Annotated in this window: 14 protein-coding genes and 1 pseudogene; 1 reads left to right on the top strand and 14 read right to left on the bottom strand. The window is 35.9% G+C overall.

Annotated features, from left to right (window positions below; genetic code table 11):
• From J5G60_RS02470 to J5G60_RS02405, 14 genes and pseudogenes are all read right to left on the bottom strand, one after another.
• Nucleotides 1–192: pseudogene (locus J5G60_RS02470) on the bottom strand (hypothetical protein); the annotation flags it as partial.
• Between the two features lie 43 nt (nucleotides 193–235).
• Nucleotides 236–823, bottom strand: coding sequence for a metal-dependent hydrolase (locus tag J5G60_RS02465; RefSeq protein ID WP_190972271.1), 588 nt, complete (start codon nucleotides 821–823; stop codon nucleotides 236–238).
• Nucleotides 824–863: 40 nt separating this feature from the next.
• Nucleotides 864–1,520, bottom strand: a complete 657-nt coding sequence (locus J5G60_RS02460) for an RcpC/CpaB family pilus assembly protein (protein WP_190972270.1) — start codon at nucleotides 1,518–1,520, stop codon at nucleotides 864–866.
• A gap of 78 nt (nucleotides 1,521–1,598) precedes the next feature.
• Nucleotides 1,599–2,186, bottom strand: a complete 588-nt coding sequence (locus tag J5G60_RS02455) for a hypothetical protein (protein WP_150358900.1) — start codon at nucleotides 2,184–2,186, stop codon at nucleotides 1,599–1,601.
• A gap of 18 nt (nucleotides 2,187–2,204) precedes the next feature.
• Nucleotides 2,205–2,693 carry a hypothetical protein gene (locus tag J5G60_RS02450; RefSeq protein ID WP_150358899.1) on the bottom strand — a complete coding sequence of 163 codons (489 nt, stop codon included), beginning with the start codon at nucleotides 2,691–2,693 and terminating at the stop codon, nucleotides 2,205–2,207.
• A gap of 22 nt (nucleotides 2,694–2,715) precedes the next feature.
• Nucleotides 2,716–2,925, bottom strand: coding sequence for a hypothetical protein (locus J5G60_RS02445; protein WP_150358898.1), 210 nt, complete (start codon nucleotides 2,923–2,925; stop codon nucleotides 2,716–2,718).
• A 272-nt stretch (nucleotides 2,926–3,197) separates the two neighbouring features.
• Nucleotides 3,198–4,046 carry a hypothetical protein gene (locus tag J5G60_RS02440; RefSeq protein WP_150359045.1) on the bottom strand — a complete coding sequence of 283 codons (849 nt, stop codon included), beginning with the start codon at nucleotides 4,044–4,046 and terminating at the stop codon, nucleotides 3,198–3,200.
• An 11-nt stretch (nucleotides 4,047–4,057) separates the two neighbouring features.
• Nucleotides 4,058–5,005 (bottom strand): type II secretion system F family protein, encoded by a 948-nt coding sequence (locus tag J5G60_RS02435; protein ID WP_150359046.1) that lies wholly within the window; start codon nucleotides 5,003–5,005, stop codon nucleotides 4,058–4,060.
• The gene (locus J5G60_RS02430) at nucleotides 4,998–6,326 is read right to left on the bottom strand and encodes an ATPase, T2SS/T4P/T4SS family (RefSeq protein WP_207876507.1); all 1,329 of its coding nucleotides are present in this window, start codon (nucleotides 6,324–6,326) and stop codon (nucleotides 4,998–5,000) included. Before J5G60_RS02430 ends, J5G60_RS02435 begins: the two co-directional genes overlap by 8 nt.
• 6 nt (nucleotides 6,327–6,332) lie before the next feature.
• Nucleotides 6,333–7,784, bottom strand: a complete 1,452-nt coding sequence (locus J5G60_RS02425) for a hypothetical protein (RefSeq protein WP_207876505.1) — start codon at nucleotides 7,782–7,784, stop codon at nucleotides 6,333–6,335.
• Nucleotides 7,785–8,046: 262 nt separating this feature from the next.
• On the bottom strand, nucleotides 8,047–9,666 hold the full coding sequence (locus J5G60_RS02420; RefSeq protein WP_150356849.1) for an ATP-dependent nuclease: 1,620 nt from the start codon (nucleotides 9,664–9,666) through the stop codon (nucleotides 8,047–8,049).
• 22 nt (nucleotides 9,667–9,688) lie between these two features.
• A complete protein-coding gene (locus J5G60_RS02415; protein WP_150356848.1) occupies nucleotides 9,689–12,649 on the bottom strand; it encodes a type III restriction-modification system endonuclease in 2,961 nt (986 codons plus the stop codon).
• A gap of 14 nt (nucleotides 12,650–12,663) precedes the next feature.
• Nucleotides 12,664–14,643: a site-specific DNA-methyltransferase gene (locus tag J5G60_RS02410; RefSeq protein WP_150356847.1), complete on the bottom strand. Its 1,980-nt coding sequence runs from the start codon at nucleotides 14,641–14,643 to the stop codon at nucleotides 12,664–12,666.
• Nucleotides 14,636–14,875 (bottom strand): helix-turn-helix domain-containing protein, encoded by a 240-nt coding sequence (locus J5G60_RS02405; protein ID WP_096635886.1) that lies wholly within the window; start codon nucleotides 14,873–14,875, stop codon nucleotides 14,636–14,638. The genes J5G60_RS02410 and J5G60_RS02405 overlap by 8 nt, the downstream gene beginning before the upstream one ends.
• A gap of 648 nt (nucleotides 14,876–15,523) precedes the next feature.
• Here J5G60_RS02405 and J5G60_RS02400 point away from each other — a divergent pair.
• Nucleotides 15,524–17,818 carry a phage/plasmid primase, P4 family gene (locus tag J5G60_RS02400; RefSeq protein WP_190972197.1) on the top strand — a complete coding sequence of 765 codons (2,295 nt, stop codon included), beginning with the start codon at nucleotides 15,524–15,526 and terminating at the stop codon, nucleotides 17,816–17,818.
• The last annotated feature ends 182 nt before the right edge of the window (nucleotides 17,819–18,000 follow it).

Genomic DNA, 18,000 nt, shown 5'->3' with positions numbered 1-18,000 from the left:
ATTCATTTCTCTGGAAGGTATGAGAATTTTGAAATCTCCGTAAAAGACAATCCCACATGGAATTTCTATTATCTTTTGACCGTCTTCTGTAACCTTTTTCTTCTTTATAATTTCAATAGCAGATAATTCTCCCGTCAGGATTTTATTACTCTGACGGCTTGCATATACATCCTGTAAAAACTGATCCACCATGTAAATCACCCTTTCTCTTATAATTTTTATTTCCCGTAATTTATCACCACTGTAAAGACCATTTTGCTTTCTCCATAAGAGTAATAAGAACAACTATACTTATAACAAGCATACTTTTATCCATGATTCCACCTGCCTTGCATAACCTAAATGAGTAACTTCCCTTGAATGGAAAGACGAGTGCTTCCCCTTGATAATTTAAAAGATCAATTAGAATATGACTTGCATATCCAACAACAAAACCTGCAAATATCGGTCTGTACAAAATATATATTCCATAAGAAAATGCACCAAACCCAAGTAAACTATGTGAGAACATTCTATGTCCGGTAAGTCTTGAAATTAAAGACGCCATAGAAATTATAAAAAGGCCTGAAGAAATGAAATGATTTTGTAGATTATAAATACCAGGTTTAAGGTGTACACATAGGACAATAGATAAAATAACAGACATGGCTATAATTACTTTATTTAAATATTTTGAGATTGTACTATTATTAAGATCTATATCCGGGGTCAATGAGCCAATAGCGGCTCCGATAAAAAATACATAACTACATTTTACATTTAAGATTAAACTTAAAACGGCAGCAGAAGCAATTCCCACTGCCGCATGAGTTCTACCTGTCACGCACGGCACCACCCCTTTACAAACTTTATGACAAAATTTTTTAGTTATTGGGATTCAATCTTCCTATTTTAAAAATCCCTGAAGATTGAGCTTGTGCAACAGCTTTCATGTCTTCATTAGTCCCAGAAAAACTAAGCCCTGCAGCAAGAGCATCCTTATCACCCGGCTTTAAGAACTTTCCTTGACTATCTATTGCGCCTAAAACCTTTATTTTGGGAATTAAAACTTTTGACTTGGGATTTGGATTTTTATTGGTTGCATTTGGCGTATAAATTATAGTTACCATATCACCTTCCCTATAAGTTCCAGCGTAATTGTCAAGCAGCTGTGCATTGATTGAAAATTCAACTTCACCTTTTTTAAGTGTTATTGCTGTTGCTTGTGGATCTTCTTTATTTATGACTCTGTTTTTATTAACTATTTCACCTTTATATATATTTTCTTTTGCAATTTTTTTACCATCTAAAGCATTATCTTTAGGAGTTAGATTACTTCCTGCTGATATCATGGACACCTGTATGGCTTCGACCTTACAATTAGATTTGTCAAGCGGACTGCCTGCATTTATCTTCTTTGTTGCTATATAAACATTAGTAGTAGGTTTATATTGTACGGCTTTCTTTTCAATATAAAAGATAGAGATCCCTATAACTGCAGCAGCTATTATACTTATTGCCACTATTTTTTTGTCTTTCAACTGTAAAACACATCCTTTCCTTTTACAATTCAACAATGAAAAAACACATATGATTGTAAATATCACACAACCATCTTCTTATTCTTTAGGTATTACAAAATCATCATATGCTTCTATATCCAAGCTTTTTAAATTGCTGGTTCCTGAATTTTCAGCTCTAAGTACTGTATATGTGTTTAAGTTTATTTTTGAATAGATCGAGGTCTGCTCCACCGATTTACCATTTGGAGTTTTACCTGTAGGATTTGATACATGGTTAAACATACCATCTGTATAATCCCATTCTTCAAGTTTTCCATCTTGAACACTGTATATTCTTAAATCCTTTATAGAAACTTTTCCTATAACCGATGTATTTCCCGAAAGGCTATTTAGATTTGAACCAAGGCTATAATTTTTAATTAGATATTCTTTAAAAGTGTTAAAAGCCGGAACTAGATCTGTTTCTTTAAAAGTTATTTTACCAGTTTCTTTGAGCTGCCTTTGATTTATGTTCCTAACAACAGCAAGGTTTGAAGCTTCTAGCTGGTTTTTGAATCTGGAATATTTGTCATTTGCAATTACATTTTCATATAAGAATAAGGAAAATATTCCTACAAGCATAAGTAATATAAAGAATAAAGGGACTAATTGGACAGATCCTTTTTTTTTGGCTATTTTTATCATTATTTTTAGTCCCTCCTTTTAATGGGTTATTGTTCTTATTCTTTTACTTGTCGTATCCCAGTGAACAGTTATGGGTATAACATTGCCATTTTCTGTAGTTACCTGTGTCCATCCTACCAGATGATGCTTTCGGGGAGTATAGTTATAAGTTAAAGTGAGACTTATAGGCTCACCATAATTTGCAAAATTGGTATCATCAGTTGGATTAGGAGAATGGTTTTCAGCCGTATTTGAAGCCTTGATTTCCAACTTACTGGCATCAAACCCATTCATTTTGCTCAGGGAATCAACAATGTACTGCCTGGTATCATCGGTCAGCCCTCCATCTGTTTCCATACGTAAGGATGCTTGTCTGTCCACCTGGTGAAGCTGCAGGTTTATATAAAAAGGCTTGATATCGACTATTGCTGTAAATGTTACTACCAGCAGTACAAAGATAGCTATCAGGGAACCGAGCATAGTTTCTACAAATCCCTTTTTCCTTTTGGGGAATACTTTTCTTAACATTTATCTTCCCCCTTCCATAAATTTAGTTGAATGGATCAGTAACATGTTTCCATAATGGCCCGGTTACAAAATCATCTATAAGCGTTACCAAGTCAGCCCATGTAAGTCCCTTGACAGCCATAACTATTGCAATCATAATAACAGTAACAGCAACAATTCCAAGTACATGAGTTATATCACCCTTCTTCCTTTTTCTTAGTGGTGTTTTCACCAATTCCTTTAGCATAATCATTCGATTATTTCCTCCTTTTTCAATAAAAAATATTTTTATTAAAATATATCTGTGAACTACCCCAACTTAGCTTCGCTTGAAGTCAGAGCTTAATGGGAAAAGAGCATACTTATTAGCATATTTCTTTACTAACAGCGGTTTCTCTTATTTTTCATGCTATCCCGCAGTTCCTGCGGTTCCCGTCGTAGGATGATTATAAGTATAAATCAAACCAAAAGACTATTATTCATCACACCACATGTAGAGAGGTGGGTGATTTCTTGCCAGTTACATTAAAATATATCTTTAAAGCTTGAGAAAATCTGTACCCCGAAGCTATAAAGTATAATGCTGGCAAGTCCTATAAAAATAAATCCTCCTACCAAACCGACCCACATGCTTATTTCTTTGGTTTTAGCAGATATTCTGGCAATTGAAGCATCTTTCAAAAGTTCACTCTGGCTGTCAAGCAGTTCTTTGGAACGTCCTGTCGTGATGGCTTGTTTTAGAGCCAGTACAAAGCTGTCTATTTCAGTTATATCAAAGTTTTTTGCAAACTTGTCTAGTGCGTCTGGTATATTTTTTGTAAGTGATATTTCAATGGAAAGTTCTATGAGCTTATTTTTAAGTCTTTTGCATTTCGCCACATCAAACACTTCAACAAGTGCACTTCCCAGATCCATTCCTGCCGCCCCTGACTGTATGTTCAGAACATCATTTATGTTTGGCAAATCTCCAAGTATCTGAAACTTCTCTTTTTTGTACACAGAATTGATCATAAAATCGGGAAGAAAGGCCGCAAGCACTAGTGCAAATACCAGTGAACTATTCATGTCCTTCATCAAGAGAAGTATTGTAAACAGGATAAGAATTACAAACTTGTACAAATAATAAGTAAATCCGTTCACTTTTAAGGGATTACCCATTTTCTTAAGCTTTTCATCTTTCTTCTCAATAATGTTCTTCAACCTTTCATTTTTTTCAATGCCTGCCTTCAGCCCCTGGAAGGCGTAATACTTTTTCTTGTATTCACCTTTTGCCTCCAATACACTTTTATTGTTTTTAAAATACAGATAATCGGCTTCAAAATATATTATGAAAAACAAAGCCACCAAAAAAATCAATTTCAATATAAAAAGCAAATTAGCACCTCCTAGAAATCAAACCTGGCAAGTTTTTCTACTACAAGTATTCCTACCAGATATGCAAAAACATTGATTGAAACAATAATTTGTCCTATTGTAGAAGTCTGAAGCTGCTCGATTAAACCTGGGTTCATATAAATAAGCATTAAAAATATAAGAGCTGACATCCCCACCAGAGCGGCTACGCCAATTACACCACGACTTATCTCTTTTTTTCTCAAAGTCTGCTCTTTTGCGAAACTCATCATAAGTTTCTCTGATTTTTTAAGAACTTCAAGATATTGGTTCGAGTGCTTTGAACATATCTGCAGGTTCTTTATAAGAAGGCTGTATTGATTACTATCAACTCTATATTTTATATTTTCAAGTGCTGTATAAGGTGGAATTCCATGCTTGACCTCATATTTAAAACTTTCACATATACTTTGCAGAGGCTCCTTCATATACTTTCCTGTTGAAGCAATAGCATATGAAATATTATTTTTCACCATGCAGAAATTTTTAAGAAGGTTTATAAAATCTATAATCCTCTTTGTTATTTTATTTGAGTTTATTCCCACCAGTATATTGAGTAAAACAGAAGGCACTTTATATCCTATCAGCGCCATGAAAATTGAAGGTACCAGTATATTTATAAATTTCTGAGACAATATGAAAAATATTATTGATATGGCACAAGATATGACTATCACGAAAACCGGAGTTATAAATTTGTACTTGATGTTTAATCCTGACTGCTGTATTAATAGTGACAAGTCCTGTAAGTATCGGGGCCTTTTCTTCTTGGATACATATTGGATGTCTTTTCTAAGGTCACTGGAATTAAGTCTGTTTAATCCATTTTCTACTTTTTTTCTGAATTTAACATCTCTGACATGTGAAATAGTAATATAAATGAGGTTATACAGTAAAACCATCGTTACAATTTCAAGTATAACAATAAGCCAGTTATACAATGTGACCATCTCCCTTCAGTCTTCCTGAAACAACGGCTTTTTTTACTTTTTTTATTACTTTTTCACAACTGTCGCCAATCCTTATGAATTCGCCCCTGTAGCTGCCATCAGATTTATCTTTTACGGTATATTTGAAAACCGGGTTGAATAGAGGCTTCTTTTTAGCTTCGTTCCACCCTGCAACTTCAGTCAGTTCACAGCATTTGTAGTCTTCCATATATATGATGAGATCTATCTCCGTGAGCATTTCCATAAGATCTTCTCTGGGAAGGTCGGTCTTTGAATACTTCATGAGGTGTACGATTTTATTCATACACTCTTCAGACGATGGGGAATGGACACTGGTCCAGCCTATGTGGCCGCTGTATACGGCATTAAAAAATTCCATGGCTTCCTCATCTTTGATCTCGCCTATTACCATCCTGTCAAGGCTCATGAGAAGTGCATTTATAGTGAGATCCTTTAGGGTATATTCCACATCACTTTCACCCTGTTTCTTTTTAACTTTTTGCATGAAGGTAGCCTTATGTGAGGTAAAAAGTTCCTCGGATTCCTGCATTATAAGCTGTACATCCTGTTTCGGAACATAATCGAGACATGCATTTATAAGTGTGGTTTTACCGCTACCGCCACGGCCTGTCCAAACTATATTAAGTCCCGATTTAACAGCAGTTATTAAATATTTCTGTATCTCTGCATTTAGCATTCCCTCTTTTATAAGATCATTAAATGACTTTTTCTTTTTCGGAAGTCTCCTTATTTCAACCTGCGAGCCTGTATAAGTAATTGGATCTATAACTATGTCAATTCTAAGGATTGCATCTTTCTGTGATTTTGAATCGGATAAAATTTGTTTTGCATTTATATCTGAAAGGCTTCCCCCATTTTTTATGGCGAGGTTATAGCAGAAATTCAGAAGTGACTTGTCAGTTGGAAACTTTATATCTGTAAATTGCAGTTTCCCATATTTTTTTATGGCCACACAATTTTTGTTAAAAATATAAACATCTGAAATATCTTTATCGTTGATAAATGATTGAATTGGACCATATCCCCAGATATAATTGTTTATGGATGTCAGCAGCATATTAAGATTGTTTTGGGATACTACTGAAATTTTATTGCTTTTTATATATTTTAGGATTTCATCATTTATTAAGGTTACAGGTTTCTTATTTTTTTCTATGTCATTTATAAGAAGTGCACAGTTTTTAACAAGATAGTCTACTATATTATCTATAGTCTCATTTAAATTTTTCTTCGGCATATTTGAAACCTGGTGTAAATAGTTAAGATCATCCAAATCTACTATTAAAGGCAAAGTATATTACCTCCTTCCCCTTCTCGCTAATTTCTTCATATCCCCTAGGAGCCAGAAACCGATGCCTTTTGTGGGAGATACATTCGTTTTTTTATCATTTTCATACTCTTTATTTTCAGTTTTGTTCTTTACCACAATTGAATTTGAAAGACCTATAAAAGTAACTATTCTGCCATAGGAATTTTTATCAGTTCTTGAAGAATACAGTGAACCAATCAAAGGTTTTTTAGTATTTATGGACTTGTTGTAATTTTTACTTAATGGTATCCGAGATATAACTTTATAACTCTCGAAAATCTTATCCATGACTCCAATATTCAGGGCTCCATTAGCTTCCACAACTACTATTCCAAATTTATTCTTATAAATTCCAGTACCTTCAAGAGTTTTAAGGGCACTAACCGTATTTCTTGCCGAAAGATAATTTGCTTCCACCACGGTCACTATTTTGTCGCTGTTTAGCAGGGAATATATTGTTCCTGCCGCTGCCTTGAAAGGGTTGACCGATATTAGGATCACATCATATATTTCCCTGGCCGTATTAATAATGCTTTTGTAATGCTTGCCTTCCATCTGTTTTAAAACACTATCGTTATATATACCTGTCAGAACGTCTATTTTACTGTATTTGATCGGTATAACAAATTTTTTAAGTAATTCCGCATTGAAAGTAAAGTTTTCTATGGATGTATAGCAGGCTGAAAGTCCTGTATCAATTGAATTAGAATTAAAATTGTCCTTTACCATAATTTCTTTGTTTACTCCAAACATATGATCAAGGCAGGGTACAGTATTATTATCTATAACAAGTATCCTGTTTTCGGATTTTCTGCTGAAAGCTACAGCCGAATTAGCCAGAACAAAGCTGGCAAGAATATTATTGTCGGCAGAATAAAATGATATGACATTTTGCTTGTATAATCTTGTTTCTACCACTTTTTTCTCGATTACCTTTATTTTTTCAACCTCTTTTATTTTTTCTTTTGTCCTTATAGGTTTTTCTACTTTGGTATTTTTTTTGGTATCAACAAGAGGTTTATCAATATCATTTTCGGGATGTTTGGCTATTTTTTCTTGAAAATTCAAATAGATGGAACTCACATCTGTAAATGTCCTGGGGTTTTTTATACAGTCCAATATATTATCTACTGTTACTGGATCAAATAGAAAATCATATATGGCAAACTCAAAACATGCTGATATACCTTTTACATCCTCCTGATTGGTAAGATAAATGATTCTTTGGGCTTTATTCCCTCTTTTAAGCTCAAACAGCAGCTGTCTTTCAGGTATATCTCCAGGAAGTCTTTTAGATAGAATTATAATATCAGCACTGACATTATCACCTGTAAGATATTCTCTATACCCTACAATTTTTGTACCATGAGTATTTTCTCTATCAATTGCTTCTTTTATCTGAGCATCAAAATCATTTATTCCCGTCGCTATTAATATCAAAAGCTCTTATCTCCTTTCTGTAGAAATTTAGTATACACTCAGTATAAATGAATATGATGATAAGAAATTATGGTGATTTCTTGCTTATAATTGGGTTAAAATTTAATATTTTTCTCAGTAAAAATCGGGGATAAAAAAAGAAGGCCCCCAAATGGAGCGTTCACTTAGGGATTGAAGAAAAACTTAAATGAACAGCTTCAAGCGGGGCAAAAAAGACCACATAAGAGTTTTTTACTCCTGTGTGGTCTTTTTTTACATTCAGCTAATTTTGTCCCAAAAGTTCTATAATTAATAGTTTATCTGCAATATCCTTAATAAAATGAGGAATTTCCTCTATATGTTGTGCTATAGCTTTAGCTTTTCCTGGTTTTGAAGAAATATGATATTTTTCAGAAATGGTTTGTTCCATTGAAGTATAGTCATCTATTGCTGTACGCAAATAGGATTCAAAGTCTTTACCGAAGTATGCATAATCGGCTCTAACAATACAATTTTCAGTTTCTGTATCCCATTCTTCTTCGCAAAAGATGCCATTAAACACATCCCTAGTCTTTGATGCATTCCTGTCACAATCAAATATGGCATAACAATTGTAACCGTATGCTTTAAATAACCTCCAGTACAAAGGGATTGCCTCCTTACCACGACAATTAACAATTTCGGTTCCATGTTCAGCTAAAGAATACCCACTACGTTTTAAATATACTGGCAGAGCAAAATATTCAGTAGCTCCCTCCACTAATATGATTGTTTCTGCAAACATTCCTTTTAACTGGTCTGAAAATAGTTTTGTTGAGTAAAAATCAATTATGTTTTCTGGTGACACACAATTCTCTGGAACACCTGACCCTATACAAAAATCGCAAAGTTGTTGAGCGGATAGTTGTATTGCTTTAGTAACTCCACCTTCTTTATGTACTCGTACAAGTCCATCTAAGTATTCTGCATCTATGAATTCTGCGGAATGTGTTGAAATGATTACTTGAATGCCACATGAACACATATCTACAACATATTCCTTTAACCATCTTTGAGCTAAGGGATGGAGATGGGCTTCTGGTTCTTCAATAATCAACACAAAGTTTTCACCAGTGAATACTTCCATATATGCTTTAACAAAAGCCATTAATAAGACTTGCTGTTCACCAGTGCCGAATTCTTCAAATCCACGAATATTATCTCCCTCTTTTGCATAGATCCGAAGTGACTTTGCATAATTGTTTGGATCATAGGCTGAAAAATCCACAGCCAACGAGTGAACAAACCCTTTTACTGCCCCCTTTAGAGCTTCAGAAAATCGATTAAAAAAACCAGAGAATTCATCAGTCTGTTCAAAGGATGCTGTAATTTGATTAAAGGCTTGTGATAATTCATCTTTATGCTCTGTACTTAAGGCTTCATGTATCTTCTTTGAAAACTTACTTAACAGAGAGTAGCTACTACTATAATTAAAAGCACTCTGGATATTTCTTTCAGCATCAATCAAATAGGACTGACAGGCAGAACGCTGTTCGTTTGTGGGATATATTTTATTTCCACTGCCATCGTGCAAAAGATTATTATTAGCCTGTCCATTATAACCATAACTTACAGCTATAACGTCATATCCATTTCCTTTATTATCATAATATAAAGGCTTAGTAAATTTAGCGGTAATATGTGCGGTAGGATATTCATTTTGATTACGTTTAAAGTAATCACTTTCCAACATCTCAATATAAGTTGGATATCTTTCACCAAGTATTCTATTTATAGCTGATAATATATTAGATTTTCCTGCGTTATTCGGTCCGAATAGGACAAGTGGCTTATTTGGAGGAAGTTTAAGAGCCACTCTTTCTATCGACCGATAATGTTTAATTAAAAATGCTTCTAACCTCAACCTTTCATCCCCCTAAATTAAATCACTCTGCCAATACTTCTTTAATAATCTGAGCCATCTGTTTGTTGTTTAACTGATCACGGAAATAAACAGTGTACCCATCTTTCGAGAGCATATCAAAGAAAACACGAGCACAATCAATTTTTGCTTTTTCTGTACCACGTAAGTCGGATTTATTTTCTACGTCTTTTGTTTCGACTACAATGTTAAGCTCTTTCTCACCGGAAGCCTTTCTTACAACATACATGAAGTCTGGACTGTACATTCCACCGGTAATAGTTGGTATGGCAATGCTGCTACGTGGAATTTTTCCATATACAATGACTTCTTCGATGTCCGACATAATATTTTTTTGTTCCAACGGTGAGTCATAAGCGAAAGCATCATATAAATACTTCTCGCTTGGTGTTCCCGGAGCTATCTTTGTGCCGATACGTCCCTGTGCGATATCTTCACGTGGAGAACCGTCTGAATAGGTGAGTGCTGTTGCACCAACAGGTGTATTGCTTTTTGCATAATGGAATCGACCTTGCAAATTATTGCTTCTCCAGTCATGAAATTGTTGGATAAACATGCTGACAGAATTTTCATTAATATGTTCTGGATTAATAGTTCCATTCCTCTTAACATACTCACACAATGCTTCATGCAATATTTTAATTGGAATGTTTGTAGCATTTGTGATCCTCTTAAGAAATTCATTGTAGGGAATAGGTTTGGATACTATATATTGAGCGCCTGTATCTGAAACAATCATCATCTGTGAGCCATCGCTCTTAACGATATCTCTGGAGCTAGTCATGACAATGTCTGTAAAAACACCGGGTTTTTCCAGCAAAGATAAAACAACTTTAGCCATATCAGCATCCAGATCATCATCATAGAAAAGTAGGTATCGTTGATTGATTGCTTCCCATAATTCGCGTATTTCACTGTAAACAGCTTTGCGGATTTTTACAGGTCTTGGTTTTGCTACATTTCGGTCTTTTACCTTACCTGAAGACAATCCTGTAGCAAAGTCCGGGTATTCTGCAAAGAAAGCTTCCCTTGTATCGGGTTTTATATTTAATCGCCTGTCTATGTAATGTTTATCATATAGTGCATCAAAAAGTTCATCTGAAGTCATGCCAAGCTTCTTGGCCACTTGTTCCAATCTTTCTTCGCTAATAGAAGAAGCTTGTGGAATTTCTCCGTTTATTTGGTCTATTAATCGTTTAGCAAAGTCTGCCTCTGTGAAGTCAACAATATAATTAAGCTGGAATTCTTCATTGGAGATTCTATTACCATTCTCATCTACAGGTAGACGTAAACCTCGTCCAACCTCTTGCAGTTTACTATTTTCACTTCCGCTAGAACGAAGTTTAGCTATCGTAAATACATTAGGGTTATCCCAGCCCTCTTTAAGTGTCCATTTTGAAAATAGAAAACGTAAAGTGTTATAGCTACCGTCTTTATTCTTGAAAGAGAGAAGATGTTTTTTTCCATGAAGGATGGTTTCTACTTCTTTTGCTATATCTTCATCCGAATCGCTATTGTCCTGTGAAAAATAGCCTGCATGGCAAGCAGAAATATCTGCAAGACTTGCTTCCAGATATGCCCGATATTCTGTATCATGCTCACTGAGGGTAGATAGCACCGATTCTATCCGTTCCTTAAGCAATCTCTCAAAAGCTTGCAATAGATAAGGGGTTTTACCTTCCTCGTTTGGTCGATATGATGATATATCATCGATAAAAAATAATGCCAATGTCTTGATCTTGAAATTGCGACCACAGAAGTTTGTTTTTTCTGTTTCAAAATGACGCTCAAGGGCAAGACGCATCATCTGCTCTTGATAAGAGGTCATATAGATATCCACATCCAATTCCTCACCAGTTGACTTTTGAATACCATTAGAAAACTCAACTGTTGATTTACCAATAGCATGAACCGTAATTCCCTCAAAAGCTTCATTAATGATAGATAGTGAATCTCCAGTTTTAAGAGTAAATGTTTTAGTCGATTCATCACGCTTTTTATACTGAAAGGTAACAGAATCCTTGCTTGTGATGGAAGTGATTTTCACCTTTTCTTCACGCTTGGATACCGGTTCAAAATGCTCCTTCGTTACTCCCTTTATCAAATTTTGATTAAAAGATTCACAGGCATTTAAATCATAGAGCAGGTTTTGGTAGTCTTTTACGGTTATTTTGTTTTTTCCACGTCCACTTGTAGTTTCAGGGAAGGTAGCACCAAAGCGTATAATACACTGTGGTTTTATTTCATCAACGATAACCTTAAATGCCTTCTGGTCACGAGAAAATCTATGTGGCTCATCAATAATAACAACAGGGTTTGTTGCACGAATAGCATCAAGTGGTCTATAAAAACCTTCTACTCCATAATCATAGTCGTCACGGCTAAGCATACCATTTGATCGGACAACAAGTAGTTGCATATTAACTAATAATACATAAATCTTCTTCGTGTTCTGGCAAGAACCTTTTACAAAGTCGCTCACAACACTCGGGAAATAGGAGCGACCCTTTTTCTTGTTTTTTGGTGCTTCTAGTACTCCAACCTCAATCTCTGTACCATAGCCACAAACATCGGAAAAATGTCGCTTTACATATTCATCACGCAAAAACTGTGCAGTTCCTGCTTTAATCGCAAGTGAAGGTACAGCGATAATAAACTTATTAAGTCCGTAACGTTTATGAAGCTCATATATAGTATGAGTATAAACGTAAGTCTTTCCTGTACCGGTTTCCATTTTAATATCAATATTCAAGCAGTCATCAATAGGCATACTGCTTCGATATTCTGAAGGTATATTTTTTTGAATTTCTCTAATATTTGCAGCTAGTTTAGGATCAGAAAGAGAAATGCTTGGATTTTCATAAAATTGTACAGGAGAAGTTATCTGTACCCCATTCAAAGCAGCACTTATTGCATCTACAGCTTTTTGTTGGTGTGGTAATCCTCGTTGTAGGATAAGTTCCATAACATACCCTCCAATCAATAACGGATATCGAAGTTGATACGCAAGTTTTTCTCTGTATCCTTCAACCGTTTCAAATTAATTTTTAAAGCTTCCATTTCCGTCCATGTAAAACTATAACCAAATAACACCACGTTCTCAGGATTAAAGCTGCCGTCAGTTTCATATTTTACTACAATGGCTTCAATCGCCTTATTAGACAATTCCGGGTCAATTAGGTAAAGATGTTTTCCTATATAATAGCCATTGTATCCAGCAAAATTTAACTCCTCAGCATCTGCTGTAAGTCCATATCCATCTCTAACAAGCCACGTTGCAAGGACGGTATATTTTCCAAATTTACTAAGAATGTCTTTATCAGCAAATAATTTATTTTCAGTAGGGTCAAACTTTTCAAGCTTGTCTAGAGTGTTTTGCTCAGGTTCAACCAATGTATAGTGCTTAAAGCCAAGGTCTGATGTTGTGTCTGGAAATTCTTCCTTTATCTTTTTTGCTGCCCTGATAATGCGTTCTATACCAATTTGATCTATGGTGTTAAAGCCAACTTTTTCTGCCTCGCTTCCTTCTTTAACTTTTTCAGGTAACTGAATCAAAATAAATCTACGTTTACCATTATCCTCTGCATTCAGACGCATAATTGAGTCCGCGGTAGTCCCTGATCCAGAAAAGAAATCTAATATATAATAGCTTTCTTCGCTCTTTCTTTGACATAGCTCAAGCAAATACGATATTAATGCGCTTGGTTTTGCAAAGTCAAATGGTATATTTAGCTTCTTCATTTCTGCAGAACTAAGACGATTCTCAAATTGTGTTATTATATCACCCGGAACACTACCCTCTTTCTCACTTAGCCAGACTTTATTATACAAATTATATTTAGATCTATTACCATTTTCATCTATCAACGGAGATGTAGTTGTAACCTTAAAAACAATATTTCCTTTTTCTTTTTCACGTTTGTATGTATCATATGTCCATTTCCAACAGCCATCACCCTCTACTGGGGTAACTTGCTCACCTTCTGCAATTTTATTTGGGAATGTACTACCCTCTGGGATAACAAAGCTACCATCAGGGCAAGCAATCCAGTAACGTTGATTCGGACGAACATCTAGTCCAGATACGAATATACGCTCCTCTCCATATCTCTCACCTTTTCTTTCGCCTTCTGACTCGACATTTTTGTAATAATTATTTAATGTTTTTTGTGATACGGGTACTCTGAACTTTGGTGTAACTGTAATATTCCTTGCATAGGTCAATATATAATCAATATTCGGAGAAAAAAATTGCCCTTTCCCTCCACCTGACTTCATAACTCGTGAAATATTTCCTATAAAGTTTTCTTCACCAAAAATATCATCACAAATAATTCGTAAGTTTGACATTTCATCATTTCCTATTGAAATAAAGATGACTCCATCTTTGCTTAATAAATCTCGAGCAAGTTGTAACCTAGGATACATAAACATAAGCCAAGCTGAATGAGAAGCCGAACCACGCTTTGTTAAGTCTAAAATGCGTTGTGCCTGTTCTTCGCTAATACTTAATTTTTCCGAAAGTTCTTCCACAGTAAAATTGAACTGGTCATTATATACAAATCCATCTGTTCCAGTGTTATAAGGAGGATCAATATAGATACATTTAACTTGATTTGAATAAGACTTCAAGAGATGCTTTAATCCATCAAGGTTGTCGCCACTTATGTAGATATTTTCACTGTTCATATTTTCTGGTTTTGAGTTATGTTCCTCGTCTGGTACGACAACAGTTGTAGTATCAATAGAAGCCAGCAATCGGGCATAATTTTTTCCTAAAAACTTGAGTTCATAACCCTCTCCCGTTACAGCAATCTTATCACTTAAAAATTCCTTAAACCGCTCAATATCAAAGGACCCATCTGTCTTAAAACATGAGGGGAAATTTTCTTTTAATACAGCCATTTCTCGACTGTTCGGTGTTGCACTATCATTGGCATTCATAATATCCTTAATCATTGTTATCATTCACCTTGCCTTTCTCAATTTTATCAGGTACAAACTCTAAAATATCACAAATATCACATTCTAAAGCTGTGCATATTTTTTGAAGTATTTCTGTATTTACATTTTCGTTTCTGCCAAGCTTTGTGATAGTTGCCGAGCTAACACCGGAAAGGTGTTGCAAATCTTTCTTTTTCATATTCTTATCAATTAGCAGCTTCCATAGCTTGTTATAATGTATTGCCATTTTTTGCACCTCCTACAAATATTAATAATTATATCACAAAAACACGCTATAAACAGTATAAATTTTTAATCTCACATTATTTTTCGTCTATTTCAATCACAATTTTCTATTTACGCATGAAATTAAAGGTGCTTAAATCAAGACTTTTAGACAAAAAAGTCTGTAAGTCTATTTGTAAAACCAAAGGCAAAGTTATAACATTAATCCTTCTTAAACTAAATATCACTTCCGCTCAAATTTGAGCAAAAGCATAAGCATTACAGCCGTCTTTACCTTAGAAAAAAGACAGGCTGTTTTTTTATTTTAGGGGTTCGAATCAATAAAATTCTTCGCTTATGAATGAGGAAGAAAGATATTTTTCTAAAATCCTCAACTAATGTGTTCTACCAAGGCTATAAGGTGAGAGGAAAAATAATCCCCCAATGAAAGCATAGTTTTTCTCTCACTGTTCCTTGACAACTGAATACCCCGAAATGCAAGAGATACTTCAAGCAGAATATGCCATGACGATAATTCCGAGCGTAATCCTTGTAAGATAACGAGGTTGTGTCAAACAAGGCAAACCCTCTGGAACAGTAGCGTTTCGGGTCATTTATAAAAGGCAAGGAGGTGAAATAACTGAAAACACAATATGATAACTTGCCGCAGATGCTTAAAGATAAGCCACAGTTTTGCTGTTGGAAATATGAAGAGCGAAGTGGCAGAAAAACCAAAGTTCCCTATAACCCAGTAACGAGAAAAAGGGCAAAACCAAATAAACGTGATACATTTAAAGATTTTAGTTCGGCGGTAGCTGCTATAAGTGATTATGACGGTATCGGATTTTTGGTGGGTAATGACATATGTGTTATCGACTTAGATGATTGCTTTGATAGCAGCGGTAAGCTTAAGCCTATTTCCCAAAGTGTTGTAGACGCTTTTAGTGGTTGTTATATGGAACACAGTCCATCTGGAAAAGGGCTTCATATTTTCTTTAAGGCCACCGGCTATGGTTTTGACAAAACAAAATATTATATCAACAACAAAAAGCTGGGAGTTGAGGTCTATGTGGCTGGAGCAACAAACCGCTTTGTTACCGTAACCGGCAATGTATTTGCAGATGGTGATATACCGGAGAAATCGAATGAACTACAGATGATACTGGACAAGTATATGCTACGTCCTGCCCCTGTGAGACAACTTCTGGATACAGAAAGTCAATCCTATCTGTCTGACAAGTCTGTTATTGAGAAGGCTTTAAAATCGGTAAACGGAGGAAGGTTCAAAGCATTATGGCAGGGTGATACATCAGGCTATGCTTCTGCCAGTGAAGCTGATTTGGCACTTTGCGGTATGCTGGCATTTTGGTGTGGCAGGGATATTGGACAGATGGACAGACTTTTCCGGCAGAGCGGCCTAATGCGAGATAAATGGAATAGACCACAGTCTGGCAGTACTTATGGAATGATAACCATAGAAAAAGCAATCGCAAATGTTACCGAAATATACAAACCAGGTGGCAAGCGTTCATCAGCTACAGAGGGTTTTGGTGAATGTTCTCTTACTGGCTTTAAGCCTGAGAGTAACGATCGCTACCCTTGGACGGATATTGGGGCAAGCAGGCTGTTTGCTGATTATTATAAATCTTTTGCCCGCTATGTTCCCGAAAGGAAGATGTGGTTTTGCTATGAGAATGGCATTTGGATTCCTGATGTCGGTAATCTAAAAGTAATGGAAATGTGTAAATCATTGGCTAACCAACTGCTAACCTATGCTTTAACTATTCAGGATGAACATCAAAGAAAGGCATACATTGACTATTGCCGAAAGTGGCAGTCAAGAAGATACCGAGAAACGGTACTTAAGGATGCACAGAGCGTATATCCCATATCAATGGCTGAATTTGACCAAGACCCGCTTATGCTCAACTGTGCCAATGGAACCTTGTTTTTAATGTCTATGGATTTTCGTCCCCACAACAGCGAGGACAGACTTACAAAGATATCTGGTGTTAAGTATGATCCAGAAGCAAAAAGCGAGCGATGGAATAGATTCATTCATGAGATTATGAGCGGAGATGAGGAAAAGGCAAAATTCCTCCAAAAAGCCTTTGGCTACAGTATCAGCGGAGACACTCGGTATGAATGCCTGTTTGTTCTCTATGGTGCTACAACTCGAAATGGTAAAGGTACGCTATGTGAGAGCGTTCTTAAGGTATTAGGCAGTTATGGCTGTACCGCAAGGCCGGAGACTATCAGTCTGAAAAAGAACAATAACAGTTCAAGTCCAAGTGAAGATATTGCCCGGCTTGCAGGAGTACGCTTTGTGAATATCTCCGAACCTAGCAGAGGACTTGTCTTAAATGCTGCACAGGTAAAAAGCATGACGGGTGGTGACACCATCAACGCAAGGTTTCTACATGAGAATTCTTTTGACTTTTCACCAAAGTTTAAGCTGTATATCAACACCAATTATCTGCCCGTTATTACGGATATGACGCTGTTTTCCAGTGGCAGAGTGGTGATTATCCCTTTTGAACGACACTTCGATGAAAGCGAGCAGGATAAAAACTTAAAACGTGAATTCGCCAAAGCGAAGAATCAGAGTGCTATCCTCAACTGGCTAATTGAAGGCTACCAGCTGTTAAAGAAGGAGGGCTTGACTTTACCTGATTCCGTTAAGACAGCAACGGAGGCTTATAAACGTGACAGCGACAAAATAGCATTATTTTTCGAGGATGCCTTGGAGGAAAGTCCTAATAGTGAGGTGCGGACATCCGAAGTGTATGCCCGGTATCAGCGTTGGTGCAGTGCCAATGGATGTTATTCGGAGAATGCAAGAAACTTCAAACAAGCATTAACAGCTATCGCCCGTGTAGAACGGAAACGACCACGTTCTGGTGGTGGGATGACCACAATGCTTATCGGATATAAGCTGACAGAAGAAGAGTTTTTTCTTATTTAAACACAGTGTAGCAGCTTGTAGCAAGAAAAACAGGTTATATAAAAAATCGCTCTCGTATAGAGAGTTTAGTTTTTACCTGCTACATCTTGCTACAAAGCTTAAAACCACTAAACCACTGGATACAACTCCATGTGTTAATACCTACCCCCTAGGGGAGTTCAAATCTCCACACCTTTTCATCT

The sequence above is a fragment of the Clostridium sp. HV4-5-A1G genome (assembly GCF_900184915.1).
Classification (GTDB): domain Bacteria; phylum Bacillota; class Clostridia; order Clostridiales; family Clostridiaceae; genus Clostridium_B; species Clostridium_B aromativorans.
This window is presented reverse-complemented; position numbering and strand designations above follow the sequence as displayed.